The following is a 20,834-nucleotide window of genomic DNA, read 5'->3' as shown; positions in this document are numbered from 1 at the left end:
TTAGCACCTTCCTTATTCGATTTATTTTTCATTTAAAAGCTTCCCTGCAATGACTAATCGTTGAATTTCGTTTGTTCCCTCATAAATCTGTGTAATCTTGGCATCTCGCATAAAGCGTTCGACGGGGTAATCCTTTGTATAACCGTAGCCGCCGAATATTTGTACCGCTTCTGTTGTCACCTTCATCGCCGTATCACTTGCAAAAAGTTTAGACATCGCTGACTCTTTTCCATACGGCAACCCATTAGATTCGAGCCAAGCTGCTTGATAGGTTAATAGGCGTGATGCTTCAATCGCTGTTGCCATATCTGCCAGTTTGAAAGAGATGCCTTGATTAGCTGCAATGGATTTTCCGAATTGCTGCCGTTCTTTCGCATACCCTACAGCTGCGTCTAATGCTCCTTGAGCAATCCCAAGCGCCTGCGCTGCAATGCCATTTCGGCCTCCATCTAAGGTCATCATCGCTACTTTAAACCCTTCTCCTACTTCACCAAGCACATTTTCCTCCGGTACTCGACAATCTTCAAAGATAATTTCAGCGGTAGGTGAAGACCTGATGCCCATTTTCTTTTCTTTTTTCCCGATAGAGAAGCCGGGAAAGTCTTTTTCGATAATAAAAGCGGTCATCCCATTCTTTCTAGATGTTGGATCTGTTACCGCAAATACAATATAGATGTCAGCAACCCCTGCATTCGTAATAAAAATTTTGGAGCCGTTCAGAATATACTCATTCCCATCCTTGCGGGCAGTGGTTTTCATTCCGCCGGCATCGGATCCAGAACCAGGTTCCGTTAATCCATATGCCCCGATTTTTTCTCCTTGTGCCATCGGTTTTAAGTATTTTTGTTTTTGTTCTTCTGTACCGAATGTATAAACAGGCCAGCATGCTAAAGAAGTGTGGGCAGAGAGTGTAACACCTGTTGATGCGCATACGCGTGACAGCTCTTCTACCGCTATACAGTAAGATACATAGTCACTGCCAATGCCGCCATATTCTTCCGGCCATGGAATCCCTGTTAAACCCAGCTCGGCCATCTTTTGAAAAATTCCGGGGTCAAAGTATTCTTCTTCATCACGTTCGTCCGCTGTCGGTGCAATTTCTTTTCTGGCAAAATCCCGCACCATCTTTCGGATCATTTCCTGCTCTTCTGATAATTGAAATTGCATCGTATCATCCCCTATTGCTAAAAGTTCGTTTCCTTGGCCCGAAACTCTCAATCTATCACTAAATGAATTTAAGGATAAAAAAGTATTATTTAATTTTCAGAAATAACCCAGCTCATCCACCCTTGCATGATTCACTTAAATTTAGGAGCACGCTTTTCATAAAAGGCATTAACTCCCTCCTCATAATCTTCCGACTGCATCAAATAGGTTTGAATCATATTTTCTTGCTCTAGGACATCATCCCAACTTAACTGAACATCATGGTTTAACAACTGTTTTACATATTTATTGCTTTCCTGCGGTCCATTTATAATAAACTGAGAGAATTCAATAGCTTCTTGAAGGACATCTCCCTCGGTGATTCGATTAATGACTCCCCAATTTTGGGCTTCTTCTGCTGTCATGACTTTCCCGGATAGGATCCATTCTTTCGCTATGCTTAAAGGTACCCGTTCTGAAAGTAACTTCATTAACCCCAGGTCTGGAATGACACCCACATTGACAAAACTCAAAGCAAACTTAGCAGACTTATTAGCAACTATAAAATCAGATGCAAGCGCCAGACTATATCCCGCTCCTGCTGCAAATCCATGGACAGCGGAAACGACATATTTGTCCAGGTTCAGGATGGTTTTGGTTAAAGCTGAGGCTTTTTGCATATACTCCAGCTTCTCATTTGCTTGTGATAAATTCTTCATCGTCTCTAAATCTCCGCCTGCACAAAATCCTTTTCCTTCACCCGACACAATAATGACTTTTACATTTTCGTTTTTCCCAAGACTTTCTAAGTTATTAGTGAACGATTCAACTAAATCACTGGACAATGAGTTAAGTTTCTCCGGTCGATTTAATCGAATGAATCCAATTCCATTTTCAATCTTTACTAATGTCGCTTCATTCATGAACATCACCCGCTTTTAGTATTGATAAAACCCCTTACCTGTCTTCCTGCCTAAATGTCCGGCACGTACCAGCTTTTTCAATAATGGACATGGACGGTATTTGCTATCAGATGTCTCTGTATATAATGTTTCGATGACAAACAGTAAAGTGTCTAAGCCAATCAGATCCGCTAGTGCTAGAGGTCCGATCGGATGGTTGGCTCCCAATTTCATGCCTTCATCAATATCCTCAGCACTGGCCGTTCCCTCTGCGAGCACAAAAATTGCTTCATTGATCATCGGAACTAAAATTCGATTAACGGCAAATAATGGTGCATCCTGTACGGTTATTCCTTTTTTGCCAAACTTCTCAACCAATTGCTTAATCTCTTCATAGGTTTCGTTAGATGTTTCCTGTCCGCGGACGATCTCTACCAGCTTCATTACGGGTACCGGATTGAAAAAATGCATTCCAATCACTTGAGATGGACGGGTTGTACAGTTGCCAAGTTCAGTAACACTTAACCCTGATGTATTGGAGGCAAAAATCGTATTCGGTCCGCACACCGCATCAAGCCTTTGGAGTAATGATTTTTTGCTCTCCATGTTTTCGATGATTGCTTCGATGACAATATCCGCTTTCGCTAGTTCTTCAATATGAATCGTTCCCTGAACACGTCCGAGCGTTTGTTCAGCTTCCTCCCTTGAAAGTTTTCCTTTTTCAACAGACCGGTTGAGATTTCTCTGAATGTTATCAAGTCCTTTTTGTAAAAAACTTTCCTGAACATCCTGCAGAATCACTTGATAACCCGCTGCAGCAGCTGTCTGCGCTATTCCGTTCCCCATCGTTCCTGCACCGATTACGCCAATTGCCTTTTCCATTACACGATCCCTCACTTATTTATTTATAGTTTTTAGTTTCATAGCGCTTCCACAATCATGGCGGCAGCAGGTCCACCGCCTGCACAAAGAGATGCACAGCCATATTTAGAACCGCGGCGCTGCATTTCATAGATTAACGTAGTCAACAATCTGGCTCCCGTACAGCCAACAGGGTGACCTAATGAAATTCCTGAACCATTTGCATTCACTTGTTCCATCGGAATATTCAGTTCACGATTGACAGCTAAAAATTGGGCCGCAAAAGCTTCATTTAGTTCCCAATAATCAATATCATTCATTTGCAGACCTGCAAATTGTAAGGCTTTATGAACTGCTGGAACAACCCCAATTCCCATTCTTTTAGGATCTACTGCAGCGGATGCTGAAGCGACAATTCTAGCTAACGGCTTTAGTCCTAATTCGATCGCCCTTTCCTTCGCCATAAGGATGATAGCTGCTCCACCGTCATTAAGGCTAGAAGCATTTCCGGCTGTTACTGTCCCTTCTTTTTTAAAAGCTGGTCGTAATTTGGACAACGTTTCGATACTTGTGGCTGGATTTGGATGTTCATCAGTATCAATGATTTTTGTTGTTCTTTTTGACTTAACTTCAACCGGTGCAATCTCCTGTTTGAATTTTTCATTGCCAATAGCCTCACACGCCCTTTGATGACTAATGAATGAAAGTTCATCTTGTTCTTCACGGCTAATTTGATACTCCTCGGCAAGAGTTTCAGCTGTTACGCCCATGTGATAATCATTGAAAGCATCTACCAATGCATCATTTAGTAAGGAGTCCACGATTGAACTGTCTCCCATCTTCAACCCCCCGCGAACCTTTGGTAACAGATAAGGAACATTCGTCATACTTTCGTATCCAACTGCTGCTCCAATCTCAATCTTGCCAAGCATGATATTTTGGGCGACGATTTCTACTGCCCTTAATGATGAAGGACATTGTTGATTAATCGTAGAAGCGACCGTCTCTACGGAACACCCAGCCCCTAATGCGACTTGACGGGCGGTATTACCTTTACAACCAGCTTGGTATATATGTCCTCCCACTACTTCTTCAATTTGATTTGCTTCAATTCCAGCAGTTTCAATCGCGGCTTTCAAAGCATGTACCCCTAAGTCCACTGCGGTTAAATCTTTAAACGCTCCGAAATATTCACCAATTGGTGTTCTTTTTGCACTGACAATAACAACTTCACGCATAGCTAATTCCTCCATTTATTAATAATTTGTATTTGTATTTTTAAAAATATTCAGTAAATTATGTGTGCAATTAGTGATTACTTTCCTGTAAAAATAGGACGATCCTTTTCAAGAAAGGCACGTACACCCTCTTTTTTATCTTCTGTCTCACATAATTCACCAAACATTTCGGCCTCAAGTTCGAGCCCTTTTTCCAATTCAAGGAAACTTGCCGCATCAATTGCCTTTTTAGCTTTGTTTACCGAGATGGGAGCCTTATTTGCAATCGACTTTGCAAGCGAGATGACTGTAGGTAAAGCTTGTCCTTTTGGCACCAATTTTTCGATGATACCTAATTGCAACGCCTCTTCTGCATTAAACTTTTCACCTGAAAGAATTAGTAGCTTTGCTTTACCTGTCCCGATAAGTCGTGTCAATCTTTGTGTCCCTCCGTAACCTGGAAGGATACCTAATCCAACTTCAGGCAATCCGAAAACGGCTGAATCATCGGCAACCCGGATATCACATGATAAGGCTAATTCAAGCCCTCCACCGAGAACATATCCTTGAATGGCACTGAGTACTGGTATCTCTAATTCTGCTAAGTTTGCGAAAATTCTTTGACCCTTTTTGGATAATTGAATTGCTTTTTCTTTATCTAAGCTAGTAAACTCCTTGATATCTGCACCTGCGACAAATGCCTTGTCACCTGAACCCGTTATGATGAGAGCACGACATCCTTTTTCCCCGCGGATCCTTTGAATAGCTTGATCCAATTCCTCTATAACCTCTGCATTTAATGCGTTTACCGGTGGATGATTGATTGTTAACATGCAAATCTGATCTACCATTTCCACTTTTACCAGCTTTTGTTTTAGGTTAGTAAATTCCATCTCATAACCTCCCAAAATAACTTAATCAAATTCGCCCATCGAATTTGCGTCCGGATTTTCATCGAGCTCACTCGAAAAAAATCCGTGACATCTGCCGGAAACGTAACTTCATTCAGCAGGGATTTGAAACCCAATTGAATCGGAGAACTTTTTGCATTCAGTCCTTAAGAAGTGGAAGACTTCTGCTGAATGAAGCTAAATTAATATTTTAAGTAAATATTCTGCATAAATTTTAGCAACATCCTCTTTACTCTGTTCTCCCTTTGAAGAGTACCATTGTTGGATCCAGTTCATTGCTCCTAAAATGATCATCCGTACCATTTTTGCTTCTTTAACACGGAATGAGCCATTTCTTTTTCCTTCTGCAATAATTTCGTCAAAAAGTGATGAATATTTTTCTCGTTTTTCTAGAATGACACTGATATGTTGGTCAGCAAAAGTACTTTCTGGTTGAAGAAGCATATTAAACATCTCTTTTTCATCAATAGCAAAGTATATATGCCTTATAATCGCTTTTTCCATTTTTTCAATGGATGTTACCTCTAATGCTAAAATGGCTTCGATTTCCTCTATGGCCTCACTCAAAATCATCTCATGGCATTGAAAAATCAATTCTTCCTTATTTGCAAAATAGTAATAAAGTGCCCCCTTTGTCATTAGTAATTCTGCCGCAATATCGTCCATTGTTGCTCGATGGTATCCTTTCTTAGAAATCACCATCGCAGCAGATCTTAACATGTCTTTTTTCTTTTGTAGCTGCTTTTTCATTTTAAGGTTCATTTTTTATCGCCTACAATTTTTATTATTTTTCAAAGATTACCCTCTATATTTACATTCTAAACGGTATAATTTTAAACGGCAAGTATTATTTTAAATTTTCGGAATATTTTTATAACCTTATTAAGATATCAAAACCCTCAAAAGGGATCAGTCCCCTGCTGCGTTAATACTTTAGCAGACTGAGAGACTGACCCCATAGGACAATTTCTTCTTTAAAGCATTCATTAATTAATATAACGAATATACGTAAAACAATCTCTACATTGGTTATTCAGAGAACTTCAGGTATCGGTCCGGATTGTTGAAAATAAATTAACTAGAATTCTGTGTTAAAATTGTTAGAGAGTTAATGAAGGATTTGGTAGGTAATGCAAATGGAAATATATCAAGCTGTGATTGAAGATTTAGAAGGAGTATCGAATTCACTTAATTTATATCGGGTGTTTTATAAACAAACATCAGATTTAGAGGGTGCGAAGAATTACATTAAAAGACCGTTTAGAAAACAAGGATTCTGTGATATTTGTTGTTAAAGACAAACAAAAGTATGTCGGATTTACCCAAACTTTATCCTACATTCTCATCGATATCTATGAAAAGGGCGTAGATATTAAACGACTTGTATGTAACTACTGAAGCCAAAAACAAGGAATCGGAGAAATGCTTTTACATAAAGCAAAAGCTTTTGCTATTGAAACAGGGGCGAAAAGTATTAGTCTGAGTACAGCACCAGATAATTATTCCGCTCAAAGACTGTATGAAAAAATGGATATCTTCGGGATTCACAATTTTATCATTATGAATTAAGTTTAATTTAATAACTGTTGGATTCATTATCAAACACAAGGCTCCATACGAACAGTCACAGACACTGTTCGTATTTCATGCCATTTATCCTTGCTTTGAATCATATGATTCATTTACATTCTAATGATAGATTAGTTGCACAACGCCAGAGGAAAACGTTCTTGTATGAACCAATTCTAAATTCAACCTCTGTTTTATATCCATAAACAACGGTTTTCCTTCTCCCAAAATGACAGGGTGAAGGGATAATCTAAGTTCATCAACAAGCCCTAAATTGATAAAGTAGTAATAAGGCTTGCACCGCCATATAGCCAGATATCTTTACCAGGCTTATTCTTTAGTTTTATGACTTCTTCTAGAATATTGTCATTGATATAGATTGCTTGATGATCAGTCGCTTTTTGTGTTTTGGAAAACACATATTTTTCTTTGCTGTGAACTAATTCCCACATTTCTGTTTCAGACTCATCAGTCGCTTCTGGAGTAAATTGCCCCCTTGAACTACTCACCGCTTAACGACCTTGCGGTCTGTTTGAAGCGGGAGATTCCTAAGAACACCAACCTATTGGTTAGTTATTGATTAGGCTATCCCCGTCGCACCGACGATTAGAAGTCTTATAGCTTCATTTTTAAGATTTAAGCTTGCGTTAATATCTCGATCGTGTTGGGTATGGCATTTTGGACATTTCCATTCACGCAAACCGAGATTTTTAACGTCTTTGTTTTGATAGCCACAGCGTGAACATAATTGACTGGAAGGAAAGTTTTTTGCTACGGTTACGATTTGTTTTCCGTACCATTTGGCTTTATACTCAATCATTGTTTTGAACTGTGACAAAGACACTTCACTAATGGCTTTAGCAAGATGATGATTTTTTAGCATATTACTTATAGACAAATCTTCCATACCGATAATGTCGTGGTTATTGACTATTTTGGTAGATAATTTGTGTAAGTAATCATTTCTTGAATTCGTGATTTTCTCATGGACACGGGCGACTTTCTTTTTGGCTTTATACCAATTTGCACCCCCAATCGTTCTTCTACTCATGATTCGTTTCGCTTTTTCATTCGGATTTTGTTTTTTTGCACGATATTCAATCTTTATTACTGAAAAAATACTGAAATAATAAATCTTTTATTATAAAAAACAGGACCGCTTGCAAGCGATCCCGTACTCACTCCTGCCCCGATCAGATCAGAAACCAGAGCCTTGCCCATAATAAAGGGATGATATTATTTTTTTATAACTGCTTTCATCGGATAAAATTCCGTTGTCATGATCCTTGCAATAACGGCGGGATCTTGTGCAATAAGTTTTGGGACTTGTTCCTCCTTCTCGACTTCAATAATCGCCAGTCCGTGTGGGGCAGAAGGATTTAGAACCGGTCCGAAAACTAAAGCAATCCCTTGATTCTGCTTGTCCGTCCAATAGTCGATGTGTTGGAGCATGATATTCCTTTCTTCTTCGGTCATGTCCTGATGAAAAGATACTCTTGGCGGAGTTGATTTTAACATGAAGTGTATTTTTCCCTGATTATTATTATTTGAGGTGTTGTTCGCCATTGCGAAACCCTCCTTTAATCTGAATTTGTATTTTCAACGAGACATTGCTGGACCCAATTATGACATAAATTCCTTCCCGAATCCAAATTTCACAATATAATTGTTGGATTAAGGAAAAAGGCGACCTTCATCTTGAAAAATCGTATTGTCTCCTATTCAATTTCTTGACTTTATCTACAAAATTTCACAATCTCTTCTGAACAACGCCTGATATTTAGGTGTTATTAACGATATAGCCCTCAAAAGAAAAAAGGCGCTGATTTTTATTTTGGAACCTCGCCCGTTTCTTTAAGTATAATATTTATTATTTATATGGACTCTACGATTGTTGATGGTCACATGGCCACTCCTGAAATTTCTTGTTTTCTACACTTCGAAGGAACTTTAGTTTAATAAACTTCTGTAAATTTTTCCTTATTTTAATTTTAAAAATGGCTTATCGAGGTCCGGTAAGCCACTTTTATACATATTGTATTATCTTGATAAAGCGATTTTTATATGGGCTAAGTGATGCTCTTCGTGCCAAGCTAATTTTGCAACTTTTGTTGCAACTGTTATTGTACCGTTTATCTGATGAGTAAAAGCTCGATCTAATTGCTCTTCAGTTAAACTATGTCCTAAAGATACGATGCGCTCATTTATACCTTCTAACATCTTAATAGAACATTCTACAGGAAGCTTTGTATCCGGTTGAATAGCCCACTTTTCCTCATCAAAAGCTGGTACCGTTGGATTTCCATCTGTTAGAGCCAGCTTCAAACGTTGATACATGTTCAACTGAGAATCTGCAATGTGATGAACAAGTTGACGAACTGTCCAGCTACCTTCACGATAAGTTCTGCTTAATTCCTCATCACTTAATGAGTCGACAGTTTCTCTTAATCGAATCGTGTAAGTTTCAATTTCCTTTAGCCATTCTTGAATATTTGCTAATGTTACTTTTTCAGGAACTTGTAGTTTCCCAATTGGGTATCTTACATCCATTTTCAATCCCCTTTTCCTTATTCTATATTTCATTATATTTCGCGCTATTAACGTTTAATTTTATTTAATTATATCACTCCAACAAACTGCATAATAATTCAAAAGCTTATCCAATTAAATGGCCCATTTCTTGAATCAGTTCGTATTACCTAACAATCAACTCCATCAAAAAACTTTCACCTCCTTTGTCACAGAATCATTCACTCATCCGTTATATTGGTAAATAATCGAAAAGGATGATGTCGATGACAAAATATGGAGTGGCTATTGTAGGCGGAGGAATTGCGGGTTTAACGGCTGCGATCTATGCAGCCAAAGCAGGCAAACGAACCATTGTACTGGAAAAGCAAGAACAATTGGGAGGCAGAGCCATCACTAACAAAAAGCAGGGGGTATATTTTAATTTAGGCGCGCATGCATTGTATAAAGGGGAAGCGTATGAAACATTCCGCGAACTCGGATTACGACTTAATGGAAGCACACCGTCTATTGATGCTTATGGGATGTGGAAAGAACAAATATTGCCCTTACCAACGAACGCATCCTCCTTCATTCAAACGCCGCTCCTAAGTTGGGGAGGAAAGCTCGAACTAGCAAAATGGTTCATTAAATTAAGAAAAATGGACACAAGCGTTTGGAACAAGATTAGTATCCGCGATTGGATTGAAACTCAATTGAATGATCCTATGCTGCGTAACGTGTTTTATGCATTGCTCCGAACATCCACTTATGTGCTTGCACCTGAATTACACGCTGCTGGTCCTGCCTTAAAGCAGCTGCAGCGTGCACTAAAAGGAGTCTTGTATCTCGATAAAGGCTGGGGGACACTCGTAGAAGAATTGCGTGAACTTGCTGTCCAACAAGGAGTGGAGCTAGTCACTGGTTGTAAAGTGGCTGCAGTTGAACATCAAGATCAAAAAGTACACTCGATTTTATGTGAGGGTGGCACTAGAATAGAAGCATCGAATGTTATACTAACTACACCACCTTCTATTTCTCACAAACTAGTTCCCCATGCGGACCAAACAGCACTCGACTCGTGGACCAAGCAAGCGATTCCTGTTACGGTTGCCTGTCTAGATATTGGATTACGCAAGCTACCTATACATGAGCACCAATTTATCTATGGATTGGACCAACCCATTTTCTTTACGCACCAATCACGGGACGGAAAACCTAGGCCAGCTATCTTGAGTGATGATGGAACACAAGTGATATCACTTTTTAAATATCAGGGTCAACAAACAGATGCAGCGAAGGATGAGGGTGAGTTGGAGCGAGTGTTAGATGTGGTTCAACCTGGCTGGAGGAATGAATTAGTTATAAGACAGTTTCTGCCGAAAATGACGGTTGTCCACGATTTTCCTCATATAAAAAGGATGGAAGATCCAGGCCCTGCTGTTACTGAAATTGAGGGACTATATGTTGCTGGTGACTGGGCCTCACATGGGGAGCTGCTCGTTGATGCATCCGTAGCTAGCGCTAAACGAGCCGTTTCACAACTACTAAATACTAGAGAGGAAATCAAATGATGAGTATGGAAGGAATTTATCAAGCCTATCAACCTCTGCTTTTTTCCTTAGCCTACCGTATGTTAGGCAGCGTGATGGATTCAGAGGATATTGTTCAAGAAGCGTTTATAACCTTTAATCAGCTCCCCAACCGCGAACATATTGAAAACAAAAAAGCATATCTATGTAAGATCGTCACCAATCGCTGTCTGGATTTGATACGGTCATCCGCAAAAAAACGTGAGGTATATGTCGGACCATGGCTTCCGGAACCATTGCTTGAAATAGAGAATTCACCTAACGATCCTTCACAAGCCTTTCTTCAACAAGAGTCCATCTCCACCGCATACTTGCTATTATTACAACAACTAAATGCGATCGAACGAGCCGTCTTTTTGCTTCGAGAAGTCTTCCAATACTCTTATGATGAAATAGCTGAAATTCTAGGAAAAAGCAATGCTAACTGCCGGCAAATTTTTCACCGTGCGAAAAAAAGCATGGAATATGACCCTAAGAAACAGCCTTCGATTTCAATGGCGGAATCTACTGTAAAAGAGTTTGTACAGTCTATCTTAAATGGAAACGTAAATCAATTATTGGACCTTGTCAGCGAAGATGTCGCAATGCACTCGGATGGCGGCGGCAAAGTGAGAGCCGCACAAATACCTATTTTCGGTGCTGCCAAAGTCGTTCAACTGCTCCTAAGCCTTACGAAAATGTATACAGGCACGTTCTCCATCAAATATACATCGGTCAACGGTATACCTGGACTGATTTTAACACTCGATGATCACTTACAATATGTGTACTCCTTTGCTTTTAACGGCAATCGAATTCAGACGATTTACGCGGTTGCTAATCCCGATAAACTACGACATTTGCAATAGACGACTCCATACGATCACTAAATCGCAGTTCTCGCTTTATCAATCAGACACAAAAAAACAGCTGGCGCATCCCTCTAAATCAGCTGTTTTTTTACTATTTATCGATTATAAGTGAATAGATTTACAATCTCATTAGACTACCCTCGCAATCCTTCTTGGATTTTTAGGGCCTCACATTTAAAAGTGCCTTTATCTCTTTTATTTGTTCTATGTGTCGTTGTTCATGCAAAAAAATCTGTTCAATCCATTGGTCAAGTGGTAGTATACCTAGGGCAGGATGCTTTACTGCTTTTTCAGTCAGTATCGATTTATTCTCAATTGTACTAAGGAAAGTGAGCAATTTTTTTCGCGAATCGTTTAACAAATCAATGATTGACTGAACTTCAAATGGTTCTGCATCTGGTTCAACGATTTGGGGAGCTTTAATCTTTTTCGTTCGATCCAATATAAGTTGAACGTTTTTACGTTCTTTTTGAGTATGATCAACCTGATTTAATCCCCATGCAATAGCCTTTATTGTTGCCTGTTCAACTAAAACCAAGTGATGACAAACTTGTGCTATACTCCACCTATTCATACCAGGTCTACCATTAAATTGAGTATGACTTAATGAAGTAATTTCATTTATTAAGTTATTTCTCGTTTCATACAGATTATCATTTACTAAATTACTCATGAAATTCTCCCTTCACCAGCAAGTAAATATCTAGGTTCCTTAGGTTCCTATTCTGTATATATTCTCTACGATGAAAAGTATTCTTTGAGTTTTAGTTATAGTGATTAAGAAAAAGGAGCCACAATTACAACTCCTTTTTTCTATTAAGTACTCGTTTGTTCACCAAATAATGAATAATTACAACCCATTATTTCTCCCATAGCTCAACCAGTCTGCCGTCAGGGTCTTTAATCCAAATAAACTTACCAAATTCACTAACCTCTTTTTCCTTTTCAAGAGGTACACCAATTTGTTCAAGATGCTTAATCATTTCGTTTAGATTATGTACTTGGAAATTTAACATCACTTGCTGATCTGTCGGGAAATAACTGTCATCTTCAGTAAAGAAAGAAAAGATCGTTTCATTTCCTGATTGGGGTCTAATAATCGTCCCATTCCAATTATCTATCTCAATCTCCAACACTTCACTGTACCATTTTTTTATAGCCTCTAGATTTTTCGTCCTCCAAAATATTCCCCCGAAACCTTTGATCATCATTACAAACTCCCTTTCTTCTCTAATCGCATTAATTTTTTAAATTAAAATAAATATTCAATAGATAAAAGTAAATACCTTCTTCATCCAATCCTTTAGTTAAAAAAAGAAAAAGCCTCCCATTAAAGCATCTTGCTCTAAACTGTTGGATAATCTCATTTCGATTGCTGTTAATAAATCATCCTATATAATCATGATTTAAATCATTACACTTGACCCAAATAACTTCTTGTTATATTTGGAATTATTATTTTCCCATTATCACTATATTTTTCAAATATATTCGATAATGCAGTAATGAAGGGATTGTACTCCTTATCGGTCTTTTTTGGGGAATAGGAAGCTGATAAGTACCTGCCTAAAAATCCAATTAAAGTAAATGGCAAGTCATTGCGAAAGCACTTAAACTCATACTTTCCATCTTTAAAAAATTGCTGAAATGGAATTGGTGTTTCCTCCATACCTTCGCTAAAACCTTTAAAATTCGGACAGTACTTTTGACAAACATCAGCACTTTCCTTGTTTATATCACTTGACCCATCCCGGCTATTCCAAACAAGGGCCATTTTCGCATCCTGTTTCAAAATCCGCTGACATTCCAATCTGAACGGCTCCATGTCAAACCAGTGAAATGCCTGTGCCACTGTGACTAAATCTAGACTATGATCATTGATAGTTGTATGTTCAGCCGTGGCTTTAACTGAAATAAAACAAGAATTAGGCTTTATAGTTTGTTCTGCTACGGTTCTCATATGATCATTTGGTTCCACCCCAATTACAGAAAATCCCATTTCAAGAAGCTGCCTGCTTAAAATTCCAGTCCCCGATCCAATATCCGCAATCATACAATCTTCATTTAAACCAGCCTCAGAAATTAAATATTCAATATATTCAAGAGGGTAGCTTGGACGATATTTTGCATAGACCTCAGCTTTGTCTGTGAATTTATCTGTTGATTTCACTCAAACCACCTTCTCCTTTTGAAACCCAATTTCCTTATAACATTTTTATTATCACCCAACTCTTTAGTTAAAAAAAGAAAAAGCAGCCCAATATAGCATCTGCTCTGAACTCTTGCACCCGCTAGTCTGCCCCTTAATTGAATAATAAAAAGATAAAATTTTTAGAAATATTTATAAATGAATAAAATATGTACTTGTATGACGAAACGAATAGTTACTGCAATAAAAAATGTCTTCACTTATTGTAGAAATGCTTTCTATAGTTTAGGTGCATCTGTTTACAAACATTTTAAACTTTTTGCACTTTTCCATATACTTTGCTAAACATTACAATCCAACTTAATAATATAATGTCTTTTTCACTCTTAATTGAGGATTCGTAATTAATTTAGCTTTAGCGATCCCACTCTTAAATCTTACATTGTTTAACCATTCAACCATTGCATTTGCGTCATAATTAGGATGAACCCTTTCTCCATTTTCTAAAGCCCAATATTTTGTATTCTTCTCCTCATCAAAAATCCATTTTAGAAAATCCTCCTGAATACAGTTAATCTTTCTACCTACTTTTGTTGAACAAGAAATGTATTGAATATCATCGTCACTAAATTTGATTTTAATAATCATAAGAGTTTCAACTCCTTTAGGAAAGTATCAGCCTCTTTCTTTATCCTTGAAATCACATCGTCCTCATTAAAATCTCTAGCTGCATAATCATAATCTAGCCTATCAATTATTTCACTAAGTTCATACCAAGTATATAATTCGTTCGGATCATCCAACTCCATAGCGACAATTTTAAAAATCATATCAGCTAAATTGAAAATCTCTGTGTGGTCATTAACTTGTTTTATTCTATTTGCTAAAAGACTTATGTAGGCTCTTGCACATGCCTCAAAGGTTGGCTTCTTTATTCCCAACTCATTTATCGTTCGATTAAAATACACTTCAACTTCAAATAGATTATCATTGAATGTAAATGAAGAGAGGATATTTAATGATGATGAAGTTACGTTTTTTTCCAACAAACTGTGTGACCAATTTATATAATCCTCAATTGAAACTCTTCCCTTATAAATTTTATAAAATAAAACCTTAGTTTCCACTTCATCACCTCCATTAAGATTCTTTTCATTAAGCCATTTTATTAATCATTATTGCATTAATCTGCTCCGTTCAATAAAAAAACAGGACCGCCTGCAAGCGATCCCGTATTCACTCTCGCCCCCGTCAGAACTGAAAACTGAGACTTTCCCATAATAATGGGATTATATTATTTCCTTATAATTGAACTTAAAATTGCCAATAAGATCATCTAGTTCTGAATGATTTGAATAAGATTGCCGCATGTATCGTCGAAGACAGCGATTGTGACATCGCCCATTTTTGTTGGCTCCATCGTAAATTTCACGCCTTTTTCCAATAATCGTTCATATTCTTGATGAATATCTGCAACGCCAAACATGGTTGCCGGGATGCCCTCTGCAAATATCTTGTTTTGATACTCTTTGGCTGCTGGGTGGGCATTCGGTTCAAGTAAAAGCTCAGTACCTCCCTGATCATCGGGAGAAACAAGCGTAATCCACCTAAATTCTCCGGTGGGAACGTCATGTTTTTTTACAAACCCCAACTTTTCTGAATAAAACTCCAGTGCCTTGTCTTGATCTTGTACGAATAGACTGGTTACAACTATTTTCATACTATTATTGCCTCCCTTGTGATTTATGACGCATTGTGTTGTGCTAGCCTTCTGGCTGCATCTAAAACCTCCCACACATTGTGAGAAGAACTTGTTACTCTATCCATCCTTTCAGTAAATCTTTAAGTGGTTCTTTGTTAAACATGAGTACTCGATATTTTCCCTTTCGTTCTGATTTGACGAGTCCTGCATCTTCCAATGTAGTAAGATGTTTGGCGATTGCCTGTCGCGAAATGGTTAGGTTATGCTTCATGATGAGGCGTGCCGTAAGTTCATACAACGTCATCTCGTTACGTTCGGATAGTTCATCTAAAATAAGCCGCCGAGTCGAGTCGGCTAGCGCCTTGAATATGGCATCTTTGTCCCAATTCATATATTGAGTATATGCAACTCTACGGTTGCCTGTCAAGCATAAGCAACTTTATGATTGCATGATCATTTTTATGTTATTCGGCTTGCTATTTCTTATTTTTTCCATCAAAAGTAAATCCATAAAGCGATTGCTCTATTGAACATTATAAATTAGTGTAGAAAATCATAAGAAAATAAATCGTTGCATTATGCAAGATTATCCTATAGCAGCAATAAGTAATTTTTTCATCATTGATAATTTTTAGGTATTCAAACCGAATATTAGATTTCACACACAATCTTCGGTCTTTGAATGGTCTTTTTTCCGAAATCTTTATGTCAAGCTCAATCTGGTAAGAAGTCTTTTGAAAGTTTTTGTATTTCCAGTGTATTATTGTGTAGATTGAATGAAGTTTTAATCATTAATTATTGGAAAATAAAGGTGTTATTTTTAACCTTAAAGAATTTATAAGATATAGGACTTTTTTAAGGAGGATACAGAATGCCTATTATTACTGTAAAGTTGGCCAAAGGAAGAACGAGTGAGCAAAAGTAAGAATTTGTTGCGGCAGTTACTAAGGAAGCCGCAAGAACAGTACATGTTAAAGAGGAATGGGTAACGGTTTTGGAAAACAAGGAGAAAAATGAATAGGAGTTGGTAAAGATGAATGTTGTAGTAAATAAGGAATGGCTCATCGAACAATTACAGAACGAACAAGTAGTCATTGCTGATTGCCGGTTTGAATTAGGGAATCCCGATAAAGGAGCAAAGCTTTATCAAGAAAGCCATATCCCTGGTGCATTCTATTTTGATTTAGAAAAACAGCTATCCTCTCCTGTTACCACGCACGGCGGCAGGCATCCGCTGCCGGATATCGAGCAATTCAAACTTGAAATCGAGAAATCGGGGATCGATCATACGAAAACAGTTGTCGCCTATGATGGCGGCGAGGGCCAGTTTGCCTCTCGGTTTTGGTGGCTGCTTACCTATATCGGTCATGAAAAAGTATTTGTGTTAAATGAAGGCTTGAAAGGATGGGTTGAAGCAGGCTACCCAACGACGAAGGAAGTGCCGGAAGTTAAATCAGCAACATTTAACGTGAATATTCAAAAAGAAATGCTGGCTTCTTATGAAGAAGTAAAAAAGGTTGTCGATGATAAGAAAAAATACCCAATATTAATCGATTCAAGAGATAAAGCCCGCTATTTAGGGGAAATTGAACCAATCGATCGTATAGCCGGCCATATTCCTGGTGCGATCAATAAATTCTGGGCGGAAGGATTGGAGAATGGATCCTTTAAAAATAATGGAGTACAGAAACAAAGATTTGCTGATCTGGATCAGGATGAGCCGATTATCGTTTATTGCGGGTCAGGCGTAACAGCTGCTCCTAATTATATCGCCTTAAAAATGGCAGGCTTTCAAAATGTAAAGCTTTATGCAGGAAGCTATAGTGATTGGGTTTCATATGAAGAAAATCCCGTGGTAAAAGTTGAAAAATTGTAATTGTGCGGGACATGTACTACGTACAAAAAAAGTTGATCCAATGAGGGACAAGGAATTGTTCCTTTGGTTCTTTATGATAGAAATATAGTAAACTAGAATTAATTAATAATCTATGTTTCAATGTTTCTAACAATACAAAGAAAGAAGTTAAGAAAAATGTTCAAAATTACTTTAAGAAATGATAGTTTTTATTGTCCCGATACAATGTCAATTGTCGAGGTTGCTAAGTTACAGGGAATGAAAGTTCCCTATGGTTGTATTGGCGGCGGCTGCGGAATTTGCAAAATGCGAATAACAAAGGGCCAGTATAAATTAAATGATTGGGCAGCTAAAGCCCTTTCCGAAGAGGAAAAAAAGAATGGACATGTTTTCCTCTGCCAGACCTACCCATTAAGCGATCTGCAGCTTGAATACATTGAGAAGTAGTTGGAGCAAACAGACAATTGGAGAAAACGCGTGTACAGCTCTAGTGATCATTTTATGATGCACTAGAGCTGTACACGCATTTATTGCCAAGCCTTTGTGTTGACAATGGAAGCAAGCATACCAGCCCCATACCCTAACATTTCACTAGGCCCTATCCCGTTTTTAAAATTTTTGCTGTTCTTTATCATTCTTTCTTACATTTAACCATAATAAAATTAATTGAAGGTTTGTTTTTGTTGTCCTTATTTGGCTCGTCTATTTCTGAAATCTCTACCAGCCCATATTTTCCAAAGTCTTGTTTGATGGAATCAGAATCATAAAAAAATATTTTTACTCCATCTGGTGTCTCGAAATAGTCTTTATCCAATTGTTTGCCCTTTCCATACATGGGGGCTTTTTTTGAAACAGTTGTTAAAATCATATATCCATTCGGCTTTAGCTGATTATAGCAATCGTTAGTAAACTTCTCTCTCTCACGATTATTCAATAAGTGAATAAGTGCATGGCAATAAATTCCGTCATAGAGTTTATCATTAAAAGGCATATCGGTTACTGAACCATGAAAAATAGGAATATCAAACCCATTTTGCTTTGCCAAATCAATCGCTGTTTTTGAAATCTCAATACCGGTCACATTTATTCCATTGTCCATAAAAACCTTTGCATTTCTACCATACCCAACGCCCGGTATCAATATATCCTTAACATTCTTTTTAAGGAAAAAGTCCTTTGTTAAGATAGCAGAGTCTGTAGGTTCAAATCCCCACATCGTTTGTTTTTCAATAAAACTTGATTCCCAGAATTCCATTATATCTTTGTCTCCATTATGTTTTATTTTTTAGTTGGATGCGATGTTACTTGTACTCTAGTTAATTGTATAATTAAGAATTCACCCGTTCAATAAGACTTGGTTTGTTTTAATATAAAGTATACCCAGGTAAGTTTTCCTTGTTCATTTACATTTATTCAGGGAATATAGAGGACACTTTATCATAACAAAAAAGCTGATCTCATTTTTGAAATCAGCCTTTTTCAGCTTCAATCATTCAATCAAATTGATAATGTTGAATGATTTTAGTTTATAATAACCAACTTCATTAAATTCCTAAGCCGAACGAGAATAAAATTATTGCTAATATCGTTCCGAGTGCAGGAACAATAACGGTTAAGGCTCCAACTGGATTATAGGCATCCTGGTGTGACTCCCCACAAATGGCTCGGACGGTTGTCACGACGTACCCGTTATGTGGAAGTGAATCCAAGGCACCTGACGAGATCGAAACAACACGGTGCAATGCTTCTGGATTGACACCCATATCCATATAATGCGGAGCGAGCAATGGCAAGGCAATGGCCTGACCGCCTGATGAAGAACCTGTCATTCCCGCAATCACACTGACGGCAATGGCTCCCCCGATTAAAGGACTTCCTGGAATACTTGTCATGGCATTGACAGCCGTTTCAAATGCAGGCACTGCTTTAGCGACCCCGCCAAAACCAACGACAGCAGCTGTATTCCCGATGGCAACAAGCGCTCCCATTGTTCCTTCAGAAAGTGCATTCCAAAAGGATTGAAAATATTTGCGATTAAGGACATAGCTCGCAATCACCCCACCTAAAAGGGCAAGAATCAAGGCAGACTGCTGTAACGAATCATGAAAAATGAACGAAATTACTAATACAACGAGCAGCGGGATGAGGCTGACAATTGGATTTGGCAGCTTTCGATTTTCAAGCAAAGGATCATTGTCCCTTGTAACGAACCGCTCACCCTTTGCCACCGCTTTTGTAATCATTCGTTTTAGCCACCAATAGCCAAAAATCATCATAAAGACAGCAACAATTAAACTAACTTCCCATCCCGCATATGGAGTGGTTCCTAAATATTCAATCGGAATCCAGTTTTGTATTTCTGGAGATCCGGCAGATGTCATCGTGAACGTCACAGACCCAAAAGCCAGTGCTGCAGGAATGAACCGCCGCGGAAGGTCTGCCTGTTGAAATAAACTTAAGGCCATTGGATAGACACAGAAGGCCACAACAAACAAGCTGACGCCGCCATACGTTAATACGGCACAAGCGATGACAATGGCCAACACCGCTTGTTTCATCCCGAGCTTGTCAACAATCCACTGTGAAACACTGCTCGCTGCGCCGCTGTCCTCCATCACTTTTCCAAAAATGGCTCCCAGTAGGAACATAAGATACCAAGAGGTTACAAAGCTGGTAAATCCGGTCATATAATTTCCAACAAAGTTTGTTTCCCCTTCAGCTGCTAATTGCGGAAATAAAGGCATCCCGCTTAAAACAGCAACAAATAAGGCACTCAGTGGACCCGCAATAAGAAGATTCATCCCTCTCATCGTTAAGACAATAAGAATTAATAAGCCGCCAACCAAACCAATCATGCTTAACATTGCTTTCCCTCCCCTGTTGTCGGTAATCGCTTTCAAAGTTTGCAGAACGAAAAAAGGATAAGCAGACCTCATTACTATTTATATAGATATTTCTATATTTTAGAATTAAATTTTTAGGACATAGGTGGGTGTGAGAGAAGTATTTAAGTCCTTTTGATGAAAAGGATACGCGAGGATGGTACTTCTGAAAGAGTGTCCCACAGTGGATTTCTTGTAAAAACTTTCTATATTAGTATCCTTATTGACAACTCCATAGGCTATCGTGCTCTAGCTGTCAAAATCAATCAGAATGAGACCCCTTTTCTGACAGATTCTTAGATTGCTCCTTTCTCCTTGTCAAAATGAGACCACTCAAATAAAAGGAATAGTGACGCGACAACCACTATAGCAGAACCATTTTCTATTGAATTAATTCGATATTACTATCTTTTTCATTCTGGAAATCCTTTCCCGTCATTGATTTTTCCCCTTATAGATCATGTCTTTAAATTGAAAAAAACGAATTTCCTCAAAAATAATAGTCGACTATTTAATGATGAATCAATCAATTGGCTTATAGGTGTAAAACATTTGAAACAATTCGGTATGACTGTTGAAGACATAAAAACGTATGTAGATTTAAATGTGTTGGGGCATTACAAAAAGAAGCCCTCTTATTAAAGAAAAGCGCCCTTTCGTATTATAAGGTCAATCAGAAAAGAAAATAT

The 20,834-nt window shown here is 38.1% G+C and carries 22 protein-coding genes and 3 pseudogenes; 6 read left to right on the top strand and 19 right to left on the bottom strand.

Annotated elements, in window-relative coordinates; translation table 11 throughout:
* Positions 1-21: 21 nt before the first annotated feature.
* From R4Z09_RS13175 to R4Z09_RS13150, 6 genes are all read right to left on the bottom strand, one after another.
* Positions 22-1,167, bottom strand: a complete 1,146-nt coding sequence (locus R4Z09_RS13175; RefSeq protein ID WP_338452720.1) for an acyl-CoA dehydrogenase — start codon at positions 1,165-1,167, stop codon at positions 22-24.
* Between the two features lie 131 nt (positions 1,168-1,298).
* Positions 1,299-2,069 (bottom strand): enoyl-CoA hydratase/isomerase family protein, encoded by a 771-nt coding sequence (locus R4Z09_RS13170; protein ID WP_338452719.1) that lies wholly within the window; start codon positions 2,067-2,069, stop codon positions 1,299-1,301.
* A 15-nt stretch (positions 2,070-2,084) separates the two neighbouring features.
* Positions 2,085-2,930 (bottom strand): 3-hydroxybutyryl-CoA dehydrogenase, encoded by an 846-nt coding sequence (locus R4Z09_RS13165; RefSeq protein WP_338452718.1) that lies wholly within the window; start codon positions 2,928-2,930, stop codon positions 2,085-2,087.
* Between the two features lie 38 nt (positions 2,931-2,968).
* Entirely contained in the window at positions 2,969-4,147 is a 1,179-nt protein-coding gene (locus R4Z09_RS13160) for a thiolase family protein (RefSeq protein WP_338452717.1), read from the bottom strand.
* A 77-nt stretch (positions 4,148-4,224) separates the two neighbouring features.
* On the bottom strand, positions 4,225-5,019 hold the full coding sequence (locus tag R4Z09_RS13155) for an enoyl-CoA hydratase/isomerase family protein (RefSeq protein ID WP_338452715.1): 795 nt from the start codon (positions 5,017-5,019) through the stop codon (positions 4,225-4,227).
* 195 nt (positions 5,020-5,214) lie between these two features.
* Positions 5,215-5,799 carry a TetR/AcrR family transcriptional regulator gene (locus R4Z09_RS13150; RefSeq protein ID WP_338452714.1) on the bottom strand — a complete coding sequence of 195 codons (585 nt, stop codon included), beginning with the start codon at positions 5,797-5,799 and terminating at the stop codon, positions 5,215-5,217.
* 374 nt (positions 5,800-6,173) lie between these two features.
* Between R4Z09_RS13150 and R4Z09_RS13145 the strand changes: the two are divergent.
* A pseudogene (locus R4Z09_RS13145) lies at positions 6,174-6,617 on the top strand (GNAT family N-acetyltransferase).
* A 109-nt stretch (positions 6,618-6,726) separates the two neighbouring features.
* Here R4Z09_RS13145 and R4Z09_RS13140 read toward each other — a convergent pair.
* The 4 genes and pseudogenes from R4Z09_RS13140 to R4Z09_RS13125 form a co-directional block, all read right to left on the bottom strand.
* Positions 6,727-7,067, bottom strand: a pseudogene (locus R4Z09_RS13140) (dihydrofolate reductase family protein); the annotation flags it as partial.
* A 119-nt stretch (positions 7,068-7,186) separates the two neighbouring features.
* Positions 7,187-7,672: pseudogene (locus tag R4Z09_RS13135) on the bottom strand (RNA-guided endonuclease TnpB family protein); the annotation flags it as partial.
* Between the two features lie 170 nt (positions 7,673-7,842).
* The gene (locus tag R4Z09_RS13130) at positions 7,843-8,172 is read right to left on the bottom strand and encodes a YciI family protein (RefSeq protein WP_338452713.1); all 330 of its coding nucleotides are present in this window, start codon (positions 8,170-8,172) and stop codon (positions 7,843-7,845) included.
* A 474-nt stretch (positions 8,173-8,646) separates the two neighbouring features.
* Entirely contained in the window at positions 8,647-9,156 is a 510-nt protein-coding gene (locus R4Z09_RS13125; RefSeq protein WP_338452712.1) for a YfiT family bacillithiol transferase, read from the bottom strand.
* A 245-nt stretch (positions 9,157-9,401) separates the two neighbouring features.
* Between R4Z09_RS13125 and R4Z09_RS13120 the strand changes: the two genes are divergently transcribed.
* Both R4Z09_RS13120 and R4Z09_RS13115 read left to right on the top strand, forming a co-directional pair.
* Positions 9,402-10,688 (top strand): NAD(P)/FAD-dependent oxidoreductase, encoded by a 1,287-nt coding sequence (locus R4Z09_RS13120; RefSeq protein ID WP_338452711.1) that lies wholly within the window; start codon positions 9,402-9,404, stop codon positions 10,686-10,688.
* A complete protein-coding gene (locus R4Z09_RS13115) occupies positions 10,688-11,554 on the top strand; it encodes an RNA polymerase sigma-70 factor (protein WP_338453269.1) in 867 nt (288 codons plus the stop codon). Before R4Z09_RS13120 ends, R4Z09_RS13115 begins: the two co-directional genes overlap by 1 nt.
* Positions 11,555-11,717: 163 nt before the next feature.
* Here the strand turns inward: R4Z09_RS13115 and R4Z09_RS13110 are convergent, their stop codons facing one another.
* From R4Z09_RS13110 to R4Z09_RS13080, 7 genes are all read right to left on the bottom strand, one after another.
* Positions 11,718-12,230 (bottom strand): DinB family protein, encoded by a 513-nt coding sequence (locus R4Z09_RS13110; protein WP_338452710.1) that lies wholly within the window; start codon positions 12,228-12,230, stop codon positions 11,718-11,720.
* A 187-nt stretch (positions 12,231-12,417) separates the two neighbouring features.
* On the bottom strand, positions 12,418-12,765 hold the full coding sequence (locus R4Z09_RS13105) for a VOC family protein (RefSeq protein WP_338453268.1): 348 nt from the start codon (positions 12,763-12,765) through the stop codon (positions 12,418-12,420).
* 206 nt (positions 12,766-12,971) lie between these two features.
* Complete coding sequence (locus R4Z09_RS13100) at positions 12,972-13,727, bottom strand: class I SAM-dependent methyltransferase (protein ID WP_338452709.1); 756 nt, start codon at positions 13,725-13,727, stop codon at positions 12,972-12,974.
* A 339-nt stretch (positions 13,728-14,066) separates the two neighbouring features.
* A complete protein-coding gene (locus R4Z09_RS13095) occupies positions 14,067-14,354 on the bottom strand; it encodes a hypothetical protein (RefSeq protein WP_338452708.1) in 288 nt (95 codons plus the stop codon).
* Positions 14,351-14,833 carry a hypothetical protein gene (locus R4Z09_RS13090; protein ID WP_338452707.1) on the bottom strand — a complete coding sequence of 161 codons (483 nt, stop codon included), beginning with the start codon at positions 14,831-14,833 and terminating at the stop codon, positions 14,351-14,353. Before R4Z09_RS13090 ends, R4Z09_RS13095 begins: the two co-directional genes overlap by 4 nt.
* A gap of 209 nt (positions 14,834-15,042) precedes the next feature.
* On the bottom strand, positions 15,043-15,426 hold the full coding sequence (locus R4Z09_RS13085) for a VOC family protein (RefSeq protein ID WP_338452706.1): 384 nt from the start codon (positions 15,424-15,426) through the stop codon (positions 15,043-15,045).
* 94 nt (positions 15,427-15,520) lie between these two features.
* Positions 15,521-15,799 carry a metalloregulator ArsR/SmtB family transcription factor gene (locus R4Z09_RS13080; RefSeq protein WP_338453267.1) on the bottom strand — a complete coding sequence of 93 codons (279 nt, stop codon included), beginning with the start codon at positions 15,797-15,799 and terminating at the stop codon, positions 15,521-15,523.
* 642 nt (positions 15,800-16,441) lie between these two features.
* Here R4Z09_RS13080 and R4Z09_RS13075 point away from each other — a divergent pair.
* Both R4Z09_RS13075 and R4Z09_RS13070 read left to right on the top strand, forming a co-directional pair.
* A complete protein-coding gene (locus R4Z09_RS13075; RefSeq protein ID WP_338452705.1) occupies positions 16,442-17,284 on the top strand; it encodes a sulfurtransferase in 843 nt (280 codons plus the stop codon).
* Positions 17,285-17,440: 156 nt separating this feature from the next.
* On the top strand, positions 17,441-17,710 hold the full coding sequence (locus R4Z09_RS13070; protein ID WP_338452704.1) for a 2Fe-2S iron-sulfur cluster-binding protein: 270 nt from the start codon (positions 17,441-17,443) through the stop codon (positions 17,708-17,710).
* A 184-nt stretch (positions 17,711-17,894) separates the two neighbouring features.
* Here the strand turns inward: R4Z09_RS13070 and R4Z09_RS13065 are convergent, their stop codons facing one another.
* Both R4Z09_RS13065 and R4Z09_RS13060 read right to left on the bottom strand, forming a co-directional pair.
* Positions 17,895-18,518, bottom strand: a complete 624-nt coding sequence (locus R4Z09_RS13065; protein WP_338452703.1) for a class I SAM-dependent methyltransferase — start codon at positions 18,516-18,518, stop codon at positions 17,895-17,897.
* A gap of 289 nt (positions 18,519-18,807) precedes the next feature.
* A complete protein-coding gene (locus R4Z09_RS13060) occupies positions 18,808-20,127 on the bottom strand; it encodes a GntP family permease (RefSeq protein ID WP_338452702.1) in 1,320 nt (439 codons plus the stop codon).
* Between the two features lie 456 nt (positions 20,128-20,583).
* Between R4Z09_RS13060 and R4Z09_RS13055 the strand changes: the two genes are divergently transcribed.
* Positions 20,584-20,787 carry a MerR family transcriptional regulator gene (locus R4Z09_RS13055; RefSeq protein ID WP_338452701.1) on the top strand — a complete coding sequence of 68 codons (204 nt, stop codon included), beginning with the start codon at positions 20,584-20,586 and terminating at the stop codon, positions 20,785-20,787.
* The last annotated feature ends 47 nt before the right edge of the window (positions 20,788-20,834 follow it).

The sequence above is a fragment of the Niallia oryzisoli genome (assembly GCF_036670025.1).
GTDB lineage: Bacteria > Bacillota > Bacilli > Bacillales > Cytobacillaceae > Bacillus_BD > Bacillus_BD oryzisoli.
Note: the sequence above shows the minus strand (reverse complement) of the source record. Positions and strands in the feature narration are given on the sequence as shown.